The organism is Alteromonas sp. ABH2_165 (assembly GCF_056159945.1).
The window spans coordinates 421,990-438,033 of sequence record NZ_JBSWWF010000002.1; the positions used below are offsets into that span (position 1 = coordinate 421,990).

Below are 16,044 nucleotides of genomic sequence, written 5' to 3' on the forward strand. Positions count from 1 at the left end.
CATATTTCAGATGAAGTTTTTGTGACATTTGAAAATCTCTGTCCCCGTTTTTTAAAGGTGCACGTCTATGTGAGTTGGGCCGCTATTTTTTGTGTGTTTTAACGGGCGGCATTGGCTATGCAGGACGAAAAAAATGAAAACGGTACTATGGGGAAAATGGGTGTTTGGTATGGTTGCCGGAATAATACTTTCTGGCTGCGGTGCCGAAGCGGCGAAAACTGAAGTGCCGGAACCTGATAATCAGGAGAAAGAGCAGGAGTTACAAATTGCCTTTCTTGCAGACATTCATTTGCATGACTTCTTCTCGGCAGCTGAAAATTTGGATGCCTCTGAACTGCCGTTGATAGTAAATATCCCAACCTCAGCTATCAGCTCACAGGGAGCACAAACGCCAGTGTTAATGCGTAGCATGCAGGCGCAGCTCAACAGCACCCGGCTGTTCAATGAAAACTATTTTGTTTTTCTTGCTGCATTGGATGAGATTGCTGCCAAAGGCATTAAGCTGGTGGCGTTACCCGGCGATTTTTCAGATGACGGACAGCCCGCCAACGTGAGGGCGCTGGCTAGCATTCTGGCTGAATACACCGGCAAATACGGCATGCGCTTTTTTGCAATTACCGGCAACCACGACCCCGTGCGACCCTTCTCCCGTGCCGGAGGAAAGAAGGACTTCCTGCATCGCAGCGGCAAAGAAGTAGCGGTAATGAGTCCTGACCACCCTGATTGCCTGAATAAATCGGCATGGCAATGCAGCAATGCACTGCGGGAATGGGGCTATGCTGACATCATGGAAACCCTGAAATCACAGGGCTTCAGCCCGTCATCACAGGATGCGTTGTATGAAACGCCCTTTGGTACAGCTGATGTTGCTAAACGGGGCTGGCGCTGGTGCGATCCAGAAAGTAAAAGTGGGGAAAGCAATTCGACTGAAGAGAACGGGGAATCTTGTATTTTCATGCCTGATGCCAGCTATCTGGTTGAACCGGTAGAAGGCCTTTGGCTATTGGCTATCGACGCCAATGTGTATACACCCAAAGGAATGGTTTCGTCGCGGGAATTTAATGGTTCGGGAAATGCGGGTTATAACGCGCTGGTGGACTACAAACCTGAACTCCTTGATTGGATAGCGGGCGTAGTCAAGCGGGCTGAAAAGCACAACAAGCGCCTGATTGCGTTCAGCCATTTTCCCATGGCGGACTTCTACGACAACACACAAAAGCAGCTGGCTGAGCTGTTCGGAGACACCGGCATGCAACTCAAACGTATGCCGTCAGCATCGACAACGCAAATTTTATCTGATCTCGGATTGCGGTTGCATATGGCCGGGCATATGCACCTGTACGACATTGCACAACCTGAAGACACCGGCGGGCTGGTGAATGTGCAGGTGCCGTCGCTGGCTGCCTATCAGCCAGGCTACAGCGTGGTTACCTTAAGCAATGATGGCAGTGCTCAGGTTGATACCATCATTCAGCAGCAAGTCGGCCGTTTCGATACCTTATTCCCTGTGTATGCTCAAGAGTGGCAATACCGCAACCAGGCGGGACTGATAAACTGGGATAAAACCATTTTAGATGCGCCGGACTATCTGCGTTTTACCGACGCGCATTTAAAAGAAGTGGTGCGTCAGCGCTATGTGGGTCGTGAATGGCCGCAGCCGCTGGCTACTTTCATTCAAAGCAAAACGGTTGGTGACGCACTTCAAACGCTGATATGCAGCAATGTTAGTCGTGTTACTGATGAAGCACTGTTCGCAATGCCCGCTATCACATTGGCTAATGATTATTACCGTATCAGGAACGCCGGTCAGTTTGCTGACCTTGGTGGACGGGAGGTGGTATACGAGCGCCTCAGTGATACCACGTTACATTGTGAGTTGCCAGAAGCTGCTCCTGAGCAAACGCAACAGGTGAGGCGCTTTGTCGAACTGCTCAGCAACGTGGCGGTATCACGGGACGTTACGTCAATCACGGTGAAGGGCGTTTAACAGGGCACGTTGCGCCCCGTTGTCAGCCTGCTATCGTGATGATCGCTTCTGCTAGCTTCTGCATGTGGGCAACCGGAGTAAAAATTTGCGGCGTCACGCGGATATTACTGCCGCTGGATAAGTCATTTCTGACAACGGTAAAAATACCAAATTCTTCTTCCAGGCGTTTTTGTAATGCCTGATTTTCTTCGGGGCTGGTTTTGCCTTTTAAACGAAAGCCACCCATGCCAGATGCATTATCTGAACTGGCTGCGCCAAGTATTTCAACTTCAGGGTTTTCCCTCAGTGGTAGCGTCCAGCTTTCCCACAAATACCGCAACCGCGCTTCTTTATTTTTGCCGCCAATTTTGTGGTGAAATGCCAGGGCATCTGGCACGCTTAAGAAACTGGCGAAGTCAGACGTTGCAAGATGTACGCGGTTAGCCACGTCATTGTCGCCCGGATCTTCGCCCGGAAAGGGCATTACAGGTGCTAAGGTTTGTTCCCGCATATACAGAGCGCCTACACCCACCGGTGAACCAATCCATTTATGCAAATTGAAAATTGCCCAGTCGACACCAAGTTCATCCGGCGTGAAGTCGAGTAGACCCCAGGACTGAGCGGTATCACAAATAACATAGATTCCATGTTCTCGCGCAAGTTCTGCAATACGCTTAACCGGCATAACAAGGCCATGCTGATTGCTCACATGGGTAAGCAGCATCAGTTTTAAACGTGGATTGCGCTTAAATGCTTTGCGATACGCATCAACGTAATCATCATCTGCACCGGAGGCCGGAAGTGATAACTCGTGACCTTTTACGTTTCTGCTTTCGCTTAACCAGACCATCATGTCCTGGTAGGCAGGGTAATCTATATCTGCCCACAAGATTTCATCGCCTTCCTTAAAATCATTGAATTGCGTGATCAAATTTACAAATGATTCCGTGGCATTGCGGGTCAGCATGATCTCATGAGTTTTAACCTTCAAAGCGTCAGCAACAGACTCCCGCGCGGCAAGAAAATCGGCTTTATACTGCTTACGCACGTACCAGGACATGGCATGATTGACCTTCTTCGTGTGGTCAAAGAAGGCCTGCTGAACAGGATTGGCCATTTTGCCCCAGTAGCCCTGTTCCAGATTGATGATGTCGTTTTGCACATCAAACTGACTGCGTACGGCTTGCCAAAAGTTCTCATCCCTGGCCACGGTTGCAGCTGAACCAACCGGACTTTCAAATTGCTGAGCAGATAAAGACAAAGCGGTAGATGATGCGGCAAATGCCGCTGAATATTTCAAAAACTGTCTTCTGGTTGACATTTGTTCCCCGAACCTTGTTATTTTTAGTAATGTTATAGTGTTGCAATTCCTACGCTATAACCCTGAAATGTAAAAGTCCCGGTTTTGAGACGGATGTGCGGAAAATCTAGCCGAAGATGCGGTAGCCGGAGAGATGGATAGTGAAGCAGTGAGGGAGAGAAGGGGCTATCAGCCGTTTGAAGGCACCTGCACGATAAGCAGGTGCATCCTTTTTCTGGCCGGTTATTTGATTATTAATTCCGGCTAGGTGCTTAAAGCAAAGCTCGTTTTATTTCTGCTGGCAACTAACACCATGAGTAGCCCAAGCAAGGCGGTGCCTGCGCCAGCTAAGGCTACCGCTGGTAATCCAAGGCCTGCACTTATAACGCCGCCACCTAAAGCTGCGCCAACCGCATTACCAAGATTGAACGCACCAATGTTCATGGCCGATGCCAGATTCGGCGCTTCGCTGGCCTCCTGAACCACCAATGATTGCAGCGGTGGAACCACAGCGAAGCTAGCAATGCCCCAAAGGAAAATCAGTGGCACAACAACAACGGAAGAAGACATGGTAACGGTAAAGATCACCAGCAGCAGAATGACCGCAATTAACGATACGATTAATGTGCCGTACAAAGTGCGGTCGGCATAGCGTCCGCCCAGCACATTACCCACCGCAAGCCCCACGCCGTAAAGCACCAGCATAGCTGTGACAAAAGTCGTCGAAGCATGAGTTTCTTGCTGCAGAATTGGCACAATGTAAGTAAATACCGTGAACATAGAGCTGGCACCCACCACCGTTAACAGTAGTGCTGCCAACACCGACCCTTTGCTTAACACAGCTAGTTCATTTCGAATGTTGGCTTTTTCTTGATTCACCAACGGAGGCAAGCTAAAGCGCAATGCTATCATTGCAACCAAACCGATAGCCGCAATACCTAGAAACGCATTTCGCCAGCCCAGCGTTGTGCCCACAAAGCTTGCCAGCGGCACACCGCCAACAGTTGCAATGGTGAGCCCTGAAAACATTGCTGCAACCGCACCGGCACGTTGATTTGGCGGCACTAATTGGGTTGCGACGACAGCACCAACACCAAAAAATACGCCGTGATTGAACGAGGTGATAATGCGGCTAATCATCAATGCGCTGTAACTGTCGGCCAGCGCGCTCATTAAATTGCCTAGGGTAAAAATGCCCATGGACAAAACTAGCAGGCGACGGCGCGGCATATTGGCAAACAGTAAAGTCATGACCGGCGCACCCACCAATACCCCAAAAGCATATGCACTAATGAGAATACCTGCTGTTGGAATAGAGACGCCTAAGTCATCTGCTATCACGGGCAGCATTCCCATAGGAGAGAATTCCGTTACACCAATTCCAAAAGCACCAATGGCCAGCGCCATCAGTGGGAAGTTAATCTTCATGTTGAACTCAAGTTTATTTATGATGTTAGGGAATATAACGACATAGAGAATCCCCGAGTAGTGGGGTGGAAAGCTAATCTGTTTTGCATTGGATTCACAAATGAAGCAAGTTAAAGCTGATAAAACGACTGAAATGGAAACCTTTTTAACGGTGGCGAAACTCGGCAGTTTGAGTGGTGCAGCCAGAGAACTCGGTCTAACACCGTCGGCAGTAAGCCGGATGATGACCCGAATAGAAAAGCGTTTAGGTGTGCGGTTGCTTGTTCGTTCTACTCGCAAGCTTTACTTAACCAGCGAAGGGGAATCTTATGCCCTGGCTGCCAGGCGAATCTTAAAAGACGTCGAAGAGACCGAGCGCGCCATTGCCGACCGGGCGAGTCCAAGCGGGTTAATTAAAGTGAGTACCGCAACAGCCTACAGTCGTTTGACCATGATTCCTTTGTACAAAGAGTTTTTAGAGCGTTATCCCAACATTAAAATAGAAGTCGAGGTGAGCGATAAAATCAGTAATGTGGCCGACGGCCATATTGACGTCGCAATTCGTTTCGGCCCTTTACCTAATAGCAATTTGACCGCCAGGCGCTTAGGTAAAACCGGCAGAACCATTGTCGCATCACCCAACTATTTAGCACAGGCAGGCATTCCCGAAACCCCTGCAGACTTAAAACACTTTAATTGCCTGGATTTCAGTTTTCAGCGCATAGAGCCCGGCTGGCCTTTTCGTGAAAATGGTGAAGAATACATTCTGCCCATAGAAGGGAATATGACGTCGAACAATGGTGAAACGCTGGTTGAACTTACCATGGCTGATATTGGCATTACCCGGGTAGGCAACTTTCATATCGAACAGATGCTCGCATCGGGACAACTTGTTCCACTGCTAGAAGACTTCAACCCACAAGACAAAGAAGTTATCCACGCTGTGTTTATTGGCGGGCGACACATGCCGGCCAGAGTGAGGGTGTTTGTGGATTATCTGGTTGAGAAAATGGCTTCCAACTCTTAGAAAATGCTACTTCTCTCCCCGTATTTATATAAATCCGAACAGGGCTTTCTTTTACAACGGAATGGAGCGTTCTTGTTAGAATGTAAAATATTAAAGTCAGTAATGCGCTATGCTGGTTGCCCCGGTTTTGCTGATGGTTAACGCTATACAAATTTAATAAGGCCTGTTGTGAAAAAAGTCGGTATTTTCGTAGACGTGCAAAACGTCTATTACACCACCCGCAGTGCGTTTAAGCGCAATTTTGACTACAACCGTTTCTGGGCTGAGGTGACTCACGATAGGGAAGTGGTGACAGCCAATGCTTATGCTATCAATCGTAACGACGAAAAGCAGAAGCAGTTTCAGAATATTCTCAGAGCTATTGGCTTTGAGGTGAAGCTTAAACCGTTTATCCAGCGCGCCGACGGCAGTGCTAAAGGCGATTGGGATGTGGGTTTAACGCTGGACATGATGGAAGCGGCGGAACATTGCGACATACTTGTACTGGTGTCCGGCGACGGTGATTTTGATTTGCTGGTTCAGCGTGCCCGGGAAAAGCACCAATGTGAAGTGGAAGTGTACGGTGTTGAGGCGCTGACTGCCGACAGCCTGAAGCGCGCGGCTGATCGCTTTGTGCAGGTAACGGATAATCTGCTACTCTGAACCCCCATGCTGCTGTCAAACTGATAATTCTTAAAACATTTAACCGGATTCCTTCATGCGCGTAAAACTCCCCTACTCAGCCAAAGCTGTTGCTCTATCGTTAGTCACGGTTCTCTCTTTCTGTGTAACGTCTTTCACTGCTGTGGCAAAAACGGCTGCCTGGGCCCAACCAGAAAAAGAGCTGATGGTGCCGGTGGAAGGCGGCAAGATCTATGTGCGTTTAAATGGAATCGAACATAAAAACACAACGCCGGTGGTATTTATTCACGGTGGCCCGGGTGGCACGCACAATGGCTTCGTCGGCATGACTGAGCTGGCCAACGATCGAATGGTGATCATGTACGATCAACTCGACAGTGGTAAATCAGAGCAGCCAAACGATCCGGCCAACTGGCGGGTCGAACGATTTGTTGATTCTCTAGAGACGATTCGAAAAACCCTAGGGTTAGATGAGTGGCATGTTGTGGGCCATAGTTGGGGCTCGGCGCTGGCACTGGAATACTCGGCTAAATATCCCCAGCACACCGTGTCTACGGTTTTGGGAGGCACATTTATTTCGACGCCACATTGGATCATGGATGCAAACCTGTTGGTAAAAGCCGCCTCGCAAAACGTACAAAAAACGCTGAAACAGTGCGAATCAGCGAAGCCACCAGAAGGCGATGTTTGTCGTAAGGCTTACACCAAACTTTATTCAGCTTATTACACCCGGGGTATTGGCACCGAAGCGGCTAGAGTCTACTACGAGAACGTAGGCGGCAACGGCTTTAACCCGCTTATCTACAACAAAATGTGGGGACCGAGTGAGTTTTCATCTACCGGCGTGCTAAAGAGCTACGATGCCACCCATTTACTGGCAGACATCGACCCAATGAAAACCCTGTTTATGATTGGTCAATATGACTCAGCCCGGATTGATACGGTGCAGGACTATCTGGCACTGACACCCGGTGCTGAGCTGGCTGTGGTACCCGGTGGCGCACACGGTTTCTATAGCGATCGGCCACGCATTACGTTTGCATTGTTGAAAAGCTGGTTGGACAGAAAAGACAAGTAAAGTACTCCCTGTCACAGCGACTTGCGCAAAATAAACACTCCGCTGAAGCGGAGTGTAGTCATTGCATGTAAAGTACAAAACCTTTCAAGTTAATTAGCTTCGCTTTACCCTTTGTCTGAAGCCGGCGAGCCCGGCTAAAAGGCAACCCATCATTGCAAGGGTACCAGGCTCTGGCGCATTTACAGATGGTGGTGGGGCATTGAAACCCGCTTCCCCGGAAACATAAAATCCAGCAAAGAAAATATTGTCGTTAACTGAAGGGTTAATCGTATCTACTGTGATCGAGCTATCGCCAACGTTAATGTAGTTTGTTAGGTCGTAACGTTCTGTATCTTCAGCATAGGAAGGCATGAACGGTGAATAAGCATCGTCGAAGCTGCCGAAGGTGATCAGCGAACCATTTGCCTGGTTTTCACCGTCATCAAATCCTCCGGCATTTTCTGTAATCAGTGTACCATTGACTGAAACGTCAGAGGCCTGATTGCAGCAACTAAAGCCTATACCTAACACCATCTCCGCAAAAAATCCTGGCGAGGTAGGATCTAAAGGGCTTGCGAAGTTAATTGATGTTGTATCGCCGAGAATGTCCGAGAAACCATCCAGCAAGCCAACAGAAGCAATCGGTAAACTTGAGTTTTCGTAAACGATAACCAGTCCACTTCCATCAACTGATGCACCACCCACGAGTTCTTCGATACTGAAATCGTAGATACCACCAGGACCAGCATCGATAGTACTCTTCACAATGGAAGTTACGTCTGCTTTATGCATTCCTGTATGTGGATAACTTGGATTAGTGACCTCAGGGCCAAAAGTAACATTCACACCGTCTAGTGCCACGGTTGGCGTAGTATTTGAACCTTGAGTCGCAGTGTAAAGGTATGCAGCCACAACTGTTGAACCTGCGTCTACACTAGCACTAACAATACCGCTATTACTCGAACCGCCCCATCCATCTGTGGACATTCCGACATTTCCATAATAAGTCGAACTTGGTATAAGGGCCCCGTACGATGACGCTGACAGAGCAAGTGCAGAGATACTTAATGCCTTTAAAAGGCGCGACTTTGACTTTTGCATTGCAAAATTTCCTATGATTTGACTATATCCTTGCTTAGAAGTTTTTCTAAGAATTTTTCCGCAAATTAAACGGCTAAATGCGAACTTAAATTGTGCAAAAAATAAGCCAAATAAGGAAATTCTTATTTAACAGAAAGTTAAATTCTGTGTAAATTTTATACGGTTTGGGTTGTAATTTTTACCGACAATAAAAAAGTATTAGATAGCGCGTTTTTACTGCATGTGCACTGTGGTTAACAGCGAAAAGAAGCCGCTGAAGACGGTTAATGTGCATGAGGGCTAACGATATGTATCTGTTGATTGCGTTTTCTATCCTGTCGCTTGGCTTTCTTAAGCGGCGGGCATAAATCATCGTTGTTGTAGTACACAATGCATTCCAGACACTGCACACATTCGTTGTAATTGATATCGCCTTTGGGCGTGATGGCTTTGATGTCGCACTTGTGATGACATAATGTGCATGGGTTGCCACAAGCCTTGCGACGGGTAAGCCATTCTCCGGCGTGAAAGTAACCCAGAACGGCCAGGCCGGCGCCCAGCGGACAGACATAGCGGCAGTAGAATTTATTGATCCACAGGCCGGCAACCAGCAAGGCTACGGCATACAAAACAAACGGCCAGGTACGTACAAACTGGAGTGTGATAGCGGTTTTAAACGGTTCCACTTCTGAGGCGATTTCGGCTACTCTTACTGATGCAAAAGACGTGGTCACCAGGCCAATCAGAATGGCGTACTTAACCCACCAGAGTTTACTGTGAGCGTCGAAAGGCACCTTCTTCTGGCGGATACGCAGCTTTTTCGCCACCCAGCCCACCATTTCCTGCAGTGCGCCAAACGGGCACAGCCAACCACAAAAAATACCACGCCCAACGATAAACAGACTAACGAATACGTAGCTCCAGAGAATGAACAGAATGGGGTCCATCAAATACATATTGATGTCGAAACCATTGATCACACTTTGCAGGATTGGATAAATGTTGACGATGGAAAGCTGTCCCTGCCACAGCCAGCCAATGAATATGAGCGTGTAGGTGAGGAAACTCCAGCGAACCCAGCGGAATAGCTTCTCGTTACCCGACAAGCGATGCTGGAAGATGAAAATCAGCGTGACCAGAATCAGGCTCACCACCAGAACGGAAATATCCACGATGCGGTTTTCCCAAATCCGCACCCAAGGCGCTTTCGGGGCTTCTTCCACCACGGCTTCGGCAAAATCAAACAGGGTTTCCGGCAGGCTGTAATCATCGTGCAGGTGCAGTTGATTGCGGATGAGATGGTTGCGGGCAATATCAATGTTCAGATTCAATGACATGGTATCCCCAGGGTTGAAGCCAGACTGGGTGTTTACCACGAATACCTGCACATCGTCGCTCTCAGGCATGCCAGTGCCCAATTGCTGGTCGGCATAGCTGTAGAAATTTAAATCCCGCATGGGGAAGGGCAAATCATTCTGCGTCAGCGAAATGCGATTGGCTACCGTGCCGGGTTTGAAGTCGTCTTCCAGGTAGTTAAAGAAACCTTCCGACATCACCAGAAAAGCCTGCTCGTTAGGTTTCAGGATTGTCATCAAGCGCTGATATTCGCTGTCACCCAACAAATTACGCCCGATAGTTGGGGCGTTCAGGTAGGCGTAATACACGTCGAAGTTATCGTAAGAAAGGTCAAAGGTATCGCTGGGGAATGTATCAAGCTCGATGTTAAAGCCATCGGCCATCGCTTGTTGGCTGGTACGCCAATGACGTACCAGACCTTCTTCCAATAACTGCTGCCAGTTCTTTTCTTCAAACGTATCTTTTGGCGTGGCCAGCGGTGAACTGGCGAAGCCGGATAATAATTGACGCGCAACTTTAAGCGAAGACAACAAAATGGTGTCATTGATGATGATCACCGACACCGTGGCTTTGGTAACGCCATCCACATGCACTGTAGAGGGGTCGTCCGGATTATTCTTGGCAGCAGAATCTACAATTACCCGCTGTCCCACATTCAAGCCTTCATATTGATTAATGAAATTGAGCATGGGTTCCGGGCCAAGCCCATGCAGGAAAATGGGCTCATGGTGATTGATTATACGAATGCCTTTCACATTGCCGGCGGTGTCTATGCCAATAAGCAGGTTGATTCGGGTACCCGAGAAGCCGGGTAAATTCACCAAATCGTTACTGGCAAATACATAGCCCAGTAATTCCTGTAACTGATAAACCGGTTGTACGGGGACATCGGTTTGCTTTTCGCCTATGAGCGTGGCTTTAGGAAAAATGGATTGGATAAGGGAATCATCGATACTGACTTCTTCGGCCAGCGTGGCACATGTGCTAATGCAGAGTGTAATGAAGAAGAGGAGTCTTAAAAAGGCAGTATGGATGAATCCTGTCATGAGGTGGGTCCTTAAAAAAAGAGCTGGCGTCAGGTCCATACCAGCTCCTCAAAGAAAAACTCGCAACAGGGTTGTGGGACCAAAACCCTGCTACGATGCCCGCGTTACGAGCGAGGCAACTTGAAGGTCCAGACTGTACCGCCTTGGTTGATGTCTTTTACGCGTTTGGCAACTTCACCACCCCAAAGAGGAACGGCGCCACCCCAACCTGACAGAACACTCAGATATTGCTCACCGTCCATCTCCCAAGTAATTGGAGAGCCGACGATACCTGAACCTGTATTGAACTTATAAACAATCTCACCGGTCTTCGCATCGAAGCCCATCAGATAGCCTTCTGGAGTACCGGTGAATACCAGGTTACCCGCAGTAGCCAGAACACCACCCCACAGAGGCGCGCCGTTCTTGTATTCCCACACAGTTTCACCGGTTTTCGGATCAACCGCTTTCAGTGAACCAATGTGGTCTTCGAATACTGACTTGATGGTGAAACCAGAGCCTAAGTAAGCCGCACCTTTCTTGTAGCTTACTGGCTCATTCCAGATGTCCATACCCCATTCGTTAGAAGGTACATAGAACAGGCCAGTGTCTTCGCTGTACGCCATAGGCATCCAGTTCTTACCACCTAAGAATGAAGGTACTGAGAATACTGTTTTACCTTTCTCACCGTTTTCGCTTTCAGAAGGGTCACCAGGACGGCCGTTTTCAGTATAAATAGGTGTACCGTCGTCGTTCAGACCGCTCGCCCAGGTAATACCGCTTACGAATGGGAAGCCACGGATGAAATCGCCGTTTTCGCGGTTCAGTACATAGAAGTAGCCGTTACGGTCGGCGGTAGCCGCTGCTTTAACGGTTTTACCCTTTGACTTGTAGTCGAAGGCAATGAGTTCGTTAACACCGTCGAAGTCCCAGCCATCGTGTGGCGTGGTCTGGAAGTGCCATTTGATTTCGCCGGTATCAGGGTCGATAGCCAGACGTGAAGAAGAGTACAGGTTGTCACCAGGACGTAAGTGAGAGTTCCACGGTGCAGGGTTACCCGTACCCATAAAGATCAGATCTTGATCTGGGTCGTAAGTACCGCCAAGCCATGTTGCTGCACCACCGGTTTTCCACAGGTCGCCAGTCCAGGTCTTGTTCGCTTCACCACCAGTGATGCCGTTTTCTTTGCCGTTCAGGTAACCCATGTGACCTTCAACAGTAGGACGGGTCCATACCAGTTCACCGGTTTTCGCATCACGGGCTTCCACTTTACCTACGATACCGAATTCACCACCAGAAATACCGGTGATAACTTTACCTTTAACAATCATAGGCGCAGCTGTGAAAGAGTAACCTGCTTTGTAGTCACCCATTTTCTTACGCCATTTCACTTTACCGGTCTTTTGGTCAAGTGCTACCAGAATCGCGTCCAGTGTACCGAAGATAACCAGGTCGTCGTACAGTGCTGCACCACGGTTGATTACGTCACAGCAAGGCATGATGCCGTCTGGCAGACGGGCTTCGTATTGCCACAGCTCATCACCGGTTTTTACGTCAATGGCGTAAATACGTGAATAAGAGCCGGTTACGAACATAACACCGTCGTGTACCAGAGGCTGTGATTCCTGACCACGTTGCTTCTCGCCACCTAGTGAGAATGCCCATACCGGGTGCATTTTCTTAACGTTTTTGGTGTTCAGCGTGTCCAGAGGGCTAAAACGCTGACCGCGCGGGCCCATACCATAACTAAGTACGTCGCCGGTAGTTTTGGCATCGTTGAGGATATCTTTATCGGTAACGCCTGCCGCTTGAACACCAACAACGGTGCTAAGAGACAAAGCCAGACCGACAGCAGAGCTAATCAGGTGACGTGAAACTGTTCGACATTTCATCAGGTTTCTCCAGTAGTTCAACAGGTGCTTGAGGTGGTTATTCCACCTTTTTGCGCAACCGGCGCGCCTTTCTAAAACCTCGTTAAAGGTTGGGAGAGGTTTTTCCAGGTTGCCTAGCGTTATAGTTTAATCCGTCTTCCGGCGTGTTATGAGTTGGGCAACAGTCACTAAGCATAGACTATGTTCGGATGACGACAGCATCAGTATTAGCTAATGTTTTTTTAACAACCATTAAACCTTGGATTATCATTTTTAATCCCTTAGTAGTACTACCTGCTTATTTGCTTCGAAAAGTCGTAACCAAACCGCTGTCATTTAGCTGCTTTGCATTGATAGTGTTACGTTTTTTGGTGTTTTATATAAAAGCGGTGAATGTGAAAAGTGGCGCGAAATTGGAACTAAAACAAGGCTGTAATGCTGGCTATTTAAGGGTGAGTAGGGAAAAGTTCCCGGTATAAAAACTGGGCTTCTTAGAGTTGAATGGGGTGTCACCGGCTATTCGGCATAAAGACCAGGAATAGTGTAGGTGACGCCGTACTTTTCAAAGATACTTTGCATGCGACCGTCTTTGATCATCGGCTCGGTGATGCCTTCAATGGCATAGGCAAGTTGTCGGTAGTCCGTTTTTACCGCCATGCCGATGTCCCAGGCTTTTATGCTCATGGCAGCTAAGCCGGTAGCATTGATGGTGTATTGTTCAGAGGCAGGTTGTGCCCACTCCAACTGAGATTGCATACCCGCGACAGCAGCAACTTCACCCTTCTTGAACAAATCAACGCCATCGAAGGTGGTGGTTGTATGCACCATGTTCTTGCGCAAACGGCCGCCAATGGTCGAACCCAGAAAGGTGTCGGGCAACGAGTCGATTTCTACCGCAATTTTTTCATACTGAAAAATCGCTAGCGTATCGATGCCGTTGGTCTTTTCTGTGTTTTTGAGCAGCGCCCATTTCTCACGATGGTAGGGACCAAACATGGCCACCATTTCATTGCGAGGTAAACCGTAGCCATCAATGCCATAGCTAAACTTACGGTCGTAAGGGACACGCAACATTAAATCGGCTTTCTGGCGAGTGATGATATGGCCTTTCCACACGGCCTGACGCAGGTCGTCTTCAAGGTTCTCGTCGGCATTGATCCACATGAATTCGGCTTTTACGCCCAAACCTTCGGCAATGGCATTGCCCACGTCAATGTCGATACCCGTCGGTTTATCGTTTTCCAGGTAGGAATAGGGAGGGAAGTTATTGTACACCGCGATGGTGATGACGCCAGCATCGATGATGTCGTCGTAGCTTTTGGCCTGAACTGAAAAAGCGCTGGCTGCTATAAAAGCAGTCAGCGCCAGGCCCGTTATCCAGCAACGTAATAAGCGAGCCATGGTCGTTACTCAGGCGTACCGCGAGTCTCAATGTAAGATTTAATCGCCCACATCGCTTCTTGGCTCAGAATGCCTTCAAACGGAGGCATATAAACGCGACCGTCGATTACTGCACCGTTTCGGATACGCATCAGGAACCACTCATCAGCTTCTTCCGGGCTGAAAAATTCGTTTTCGTCATTAAGTTTACGCAAATCAGGCGTGATACCACCAGAGATAACTTCCAGACCGTGACAACGTGCACAGTTCTGGTTGTAAGCTGAGTCACCAATTTTGATGGCAGTTTCATTGCCGGTGAATGGATTAGTTGTTTTCCACTCTTCACCTAATTGCGGTAACGCACTGGTATCGACAGCCTGAGGGGTAACGTCGCCGTGGGCAAATGCCTGCGCGGAAGAAAGCGCAATCACTGCTACAAGCGTGCTACGCATGATGGTAGAAAAAGTTTTCATGTGTACATCTCCAAAAGTTGTCAGATAGTGTCAATGCTGGTTAGAGTTGGCGGACAACTTCAGTTGGTTTTGTTGTATTTGCGACACAACCAGACACCTTTTACAAATTAGGATATAAGCGCTTTTCCTCCAATTGTACTAAGGTAGTAAACCTTTCATCCTTTAAGCTCATTCATTATGGCGGGGGCATCAACTAGTATTTAGTTCACCTTCGCGAAAAGGAGGGTCGGAATGACCGCCCTATATAAAAAAATAATAGCGAAACTTGCCAAGACCTTATGTTTACGTGCAGCGAAGCGTTGCTGTAAACGGTTGCGCCTAAACTTTTTCCTGCCATTGCTTATGCTTTGCTTACCGCCCGTTCACGCCAATGAACTGACCGTAAATATAGCGTACGTTATGCAAACCTCCAGTAAACCTTCGCCATCGCTAGCGTTGTTTAAAACACCTGAGAATAACGGCGTTGCGGGTGCTGAACTGGGCATTGTCGATAGCAACACCACCGGGAAATTCTTAAAGCAGCATTACGCTCTTCAAGTGGTTGAGGGGGCGGATTCTGCTGAGCTTATCGAGTCGTTGAAAAGCTGGCTTGCCACGAACCCAGGGCCCGTTATCCTTGATGTGTCAGACAAGGTAATGTCGGCAATGTTGGCACTGCCAGAAGCTAGCAACCGGTTATTTATCAACGCCACAAATAAGTCTGATCGTTGGCGGGTTAACCAATGTCAGACTGGGCTGCTACACACAGCTCCGAGCTACGCCATGCTAGGCGATGCACTGGGACAGTTTTTAATGGCGAGACGGTGGCGTGAATGGTTTATCGTAGAAGGGAGCAGCGAGGCAGATAAAGCCATGGCTAACGCTTATGTAAGAAGTTCAAAGCGTTTCGGCACAGAAATTACCGGCCGCAGAACCTGGACCTTCGATACGGACCTACGTCGCACCTCTCAGCAGGAAGTGCCTGCACTGACGCAGGGTGAAGATTACGACGTGGTGCTGGTGGCTGACGCAGGTAACCTGTTCGGCTTTTATCTTCCTTACAACACTTACCTGCCGCGCCCTGTAGCCGGTACGCACGGAATGAAAGCCGCTAGCTGGCATCGCAGTATTGAACAGTGGGGAGCACTGCAGTTGCAAAACCGCTTTTTCGATACCAATGGTCGCCCGATGAATGAAGATGACTACAACGCCTGGCTGGCCGTACGGGCGGTTTCTGAAGCCGTCACTCGCACCAAATCAGCGAATTCTGCTACGCTTTATCAGTATCTTATGAGTGATAAGTTCGATTTGGCGGCATTCAAAGGGCGTAAGCTTACCTTCCGAAAGTGGAACGGTCAGCTACGACAACCCATTCCTCTTGTTCAACCTGAATCTCTGGTTTCCCAGTCGCCTCAGCAGGGTTTCCTGCATCCGAATACCGACCTGGATACGCTGGGGTATGACAAACCTGAAGTGCGCTGCTCAATGGCACAGGAGTAAAT

The 16,044-nt window shown here is 48.6% G+C and carries 12 protein-coding genes; 5 read left to right on the forward strand and 7 right to left on the reverse strand.

Features of this window, described 5'->3' with window-relative positions; genetic code table 11:
• Positions 1-133: 133 nt before the first annotated feature.
• The gene (locus ACXAFQ_RS06415; protein ID WP_474818851.1) at positions 134-1,987 is read left to right on the forward strand and encodes a metallophosphoesterase family protein; all 1,854 of its coding nucleotides are present in this window, start codon (positions 134-136) and stop codon (positions 1,985-1,987) included.
• Between the two features lie 22 nt (positions 1,988-2,009).
• On the opposite strand, the gene ACXAFQ_RS06420 is transcribed toward ACXAFQ_RS06415, so the two are convergent.
• Together ACXAFQ_RS06420 and ACXAFQ_RS06425 are read right to left on the reverse strand one after the other, a co-directional pair.
• On the reverse strand, positions 2,010-3,287 hold the full coding sequence (locus ACXAFQ_RS06420; protein WP_474818852.1) for an aminotransferase class V-fold PLP-dependent enzyme: 1,278 nt from the start codon (positions 3,285-3,287) through the stop codon (positions 2,010-2,012).
• 243 nt (positions 3,288-3,530) lie between these two features.
• Complete coding sequence (locus ACXAFQ_RS06425) at positions 3,531-4,694, reverse strand: MFS transporter (RefSeq protein WP_474818853.1); 1,164 nt, start codon at positions 4,692-4,694, stop codon at positions 3,531-3,533.
• Between the two features lie 100 nt (positions 4,695-4,794).
• Here ACXAFQ_RS06425 and ACXAFQ_RS06430 point away from each other — a divergent pair, with 100 nt between their 5' ends.
• The 3 genes from ACXAFQ_RS06430 to ACXAFQ_RS06440 all read left to right on the forward strand — a co-directional run bounded on the left by ACXAFQ_RS06430 (position 4,795) and on the right by ACXAFQ_RS06440 (position 7,399).
• Complete coding sequence (locus ACXAFQ_RS06430) at positions 4,795-5,700, forward strand: LysR family transcriptional regulator (RefSeq protein ID WP_474818854.1); 906 nt, start codon at positions 4,795-4,797, stop codon at positions 5,698-5,700.
• 168 nt (positions 5,701-5,868) lie between these two features.
• The gene (locus ACXAFQ_RS06435) at positions 5,869-6,342 is read left to right on the forward strand and encodes an NYN domain-containing protein (protein ID WP_474818855.1); all 474 of its coding nucleotides are present in this window, start codon (positions 5,869-5,871) and stop codon (positions 6,340-6,342) included.
• 55 nt (positions 6,343-6,397) lie between these two features.
• Positions 6,398-7,399 carry a proline iminopeptidase-family hydrolase gene (locus tag ACXAFQ_RS06440; RefSeq protein ID WP_474818856.1) on the forward strand — a complete coding sequence of 334 codons (1,002 nt, stop codon included), beginning with the start codon at positions 6,398-6,400 and terminating at the stop codon, positions 7,397-7,399.
• A gap of 93 nt (positions 7,400-7,492) precedes the next feature.
• Here the strand turns inward: ACXAFQ_RS06440 and ACXAFQ_RS06445 are convergent, their stop codons facing one another.
• The 5 genes from ACXAFQ_RS06445 to pedF all read right to left on the reverse strand — a co-directional run bounded on the left by ACXAFQ_RS06445 (position 7,493) and on the right by pedF (position 14,563).
• The gene (locus ACXAFQ_RS06445; RefSeq protein ID WP_474818857.1) at positions 7,493-8,365 is read right to left on the reverse strand and encodes a PEP-CTERM sorting domain-containing protein; all 873 of its coding nucleotides are present in this window, start codon (positions 8,363-8,365) and stop codon (positions 7,493-7,495) included.
• A 377-nt stretch (positions 8,366-8,742) separates the two neighbouring features.
• A complete protein-coding gene (locus ACXAFQ_RS06450; protein ID WP_474818858.1) occupies positions 8,743-10,860 on the reverse strand; it encodes a 4Fe-4S binding protein in 2,118 nt (705 codons plus the stop codon).
• Positions 10,861-10,964: 104 nt separating this feature from the next.
• A complete protein-coding gene (locus tag ACXAFQ_RS06455; protein ID WP_474818859.1) occupies positions 10,965-12,731 on the reverse strand; it encodes a methanol/ethanol family PQQ-dependent dehydrogenase in 1,767 nt (588 codons plus the stop codon).
• 495 nt (positions 12,732-13,226) lie between these two features.
• A complete protein-coding gene (locus ACXAFQ_RS06460) occupies positions 13,227-14,111 on the reverse strand; it encodes a substrate-binding periplasmic protein (RefSeq protein WP_474818860.1) in 885 nt (294 codons plus the stop codon).
• A gap of 5 nt (positions 14,112-14,116) precedes the next feature.
• Positions 14,117-14,563: a cytochrome c-550 PedF gene (gene pedF, locus ACXAFQ_RS06465; RefSeq protein ID WP_474818861.1), complete on the reverse strand. Its 447-nt coding sequence runs from the start codon at positions 14,561-14,563 to the stop codon at positions 14,117-14,119.
• Between the two features lie 399 nt (positions 14,564-14,962).
• Here pedF and ACXAFQ_RS06470 point away from each other — a divergent pair, with 399 nt between their 5' ends.
• Positions 14,963-16,042 (forward strand): ABC transporter substrate-binding protein, encoded by a 1,080-nt coding sequence (locus tag ACXAFQ_RS06470; RefSeq protein ID WP_474818862.1) that lies wholly within the window; start codon positions 14,963-14,965, stop codon positions 16,040-16,042.
• Positions 16,043-16,044: the final 2 nt, after the last annotated feature.

Excerpts from the sequence above, each read along its gene's own strand:
- ACXAFQ_RS06415 (WP_474818851.1), top strand. The coding sequence starts at position 134 with ATGAAAACGGTACTATGGGGAAAATGGGTGTTTGGTATGGTTGCCGGA.
- ACXAFQ_RS06420 (WP_474818852.1), bottom strand. The coding sequence starts at position 3,287 with ATGTCAACCAGAAGACAGTTTTTGAAATATTCAGCGGCATTTGCCGCA.
- ACXAFQ_RS06425 (WP_474818853.1), bottom strand. The coding sequence starts at position 4,694 with ATGAAGATTAACTTCCCACTGATGGCGCTGGCCATTGGTGCTTTTGGA.
- ACXAFQ_RS06430 (WP_474818854.1), top strand. The coding sequence starts at position 4,795 with ATGAAGCAAGTTAAAGCTGATAAAACGACTGAAATGGAAACCTTTTTA.
- ACXAFQ_RS06440 (WP_474818856.1), top strand. The coding sequence starts at position 6,398 with ATGCGCGTAAAACTCCCCTACTCAGCCAAAGCTGTTGCTCTATCGTTA.
- ACXAFQ_RS06445 (WP_474818857.1), bottom strand. The coding sequence starts at position 8,365 with ATGTCCACAGATGGATGGGGCGGTTCGAGTAATAGCGGTATTGTTAGT.
- ACXAFQ_RS06450 (WP_474818858.1), bottom strand. The coding sequence starts at position 10,860 with ATGACAGGATTCATCCATACTGCCTTTTTAAGACTCCTCTTCTTCATT.
- ACXAFQ_RS06455 (WP_474818859.1), bottom strand. The coding sequence starts at position 12,731 with ATGAAATGTCGAACAGTTTCACGTCACCTGATTAGCTCTGCTGTCGGT.
- ACXAFQ_RS06460 (WP_474818860.1), bottom strand. The coding sequence starts at position 14,111 with ATGGCTCGCTTATTACGTTGCTGGATAACGGGCCTGGCGCTGACTGCT.
- pedF (WP_474818861.1), bottom strand. The coding sequence starts at position 14,563 with ATGAAAACTTTTTCTACCATCATGCGTAGCACGCTTGTAGCAGTGATT.
- ACXAFQ_RS06470 (WP_474818862.1), top strand. The coding sequence starts at position 14,963 with ATGCAAACCTCCAGTAAACCTTCGCCATCGCTAGCGTTGTTTAAAACA.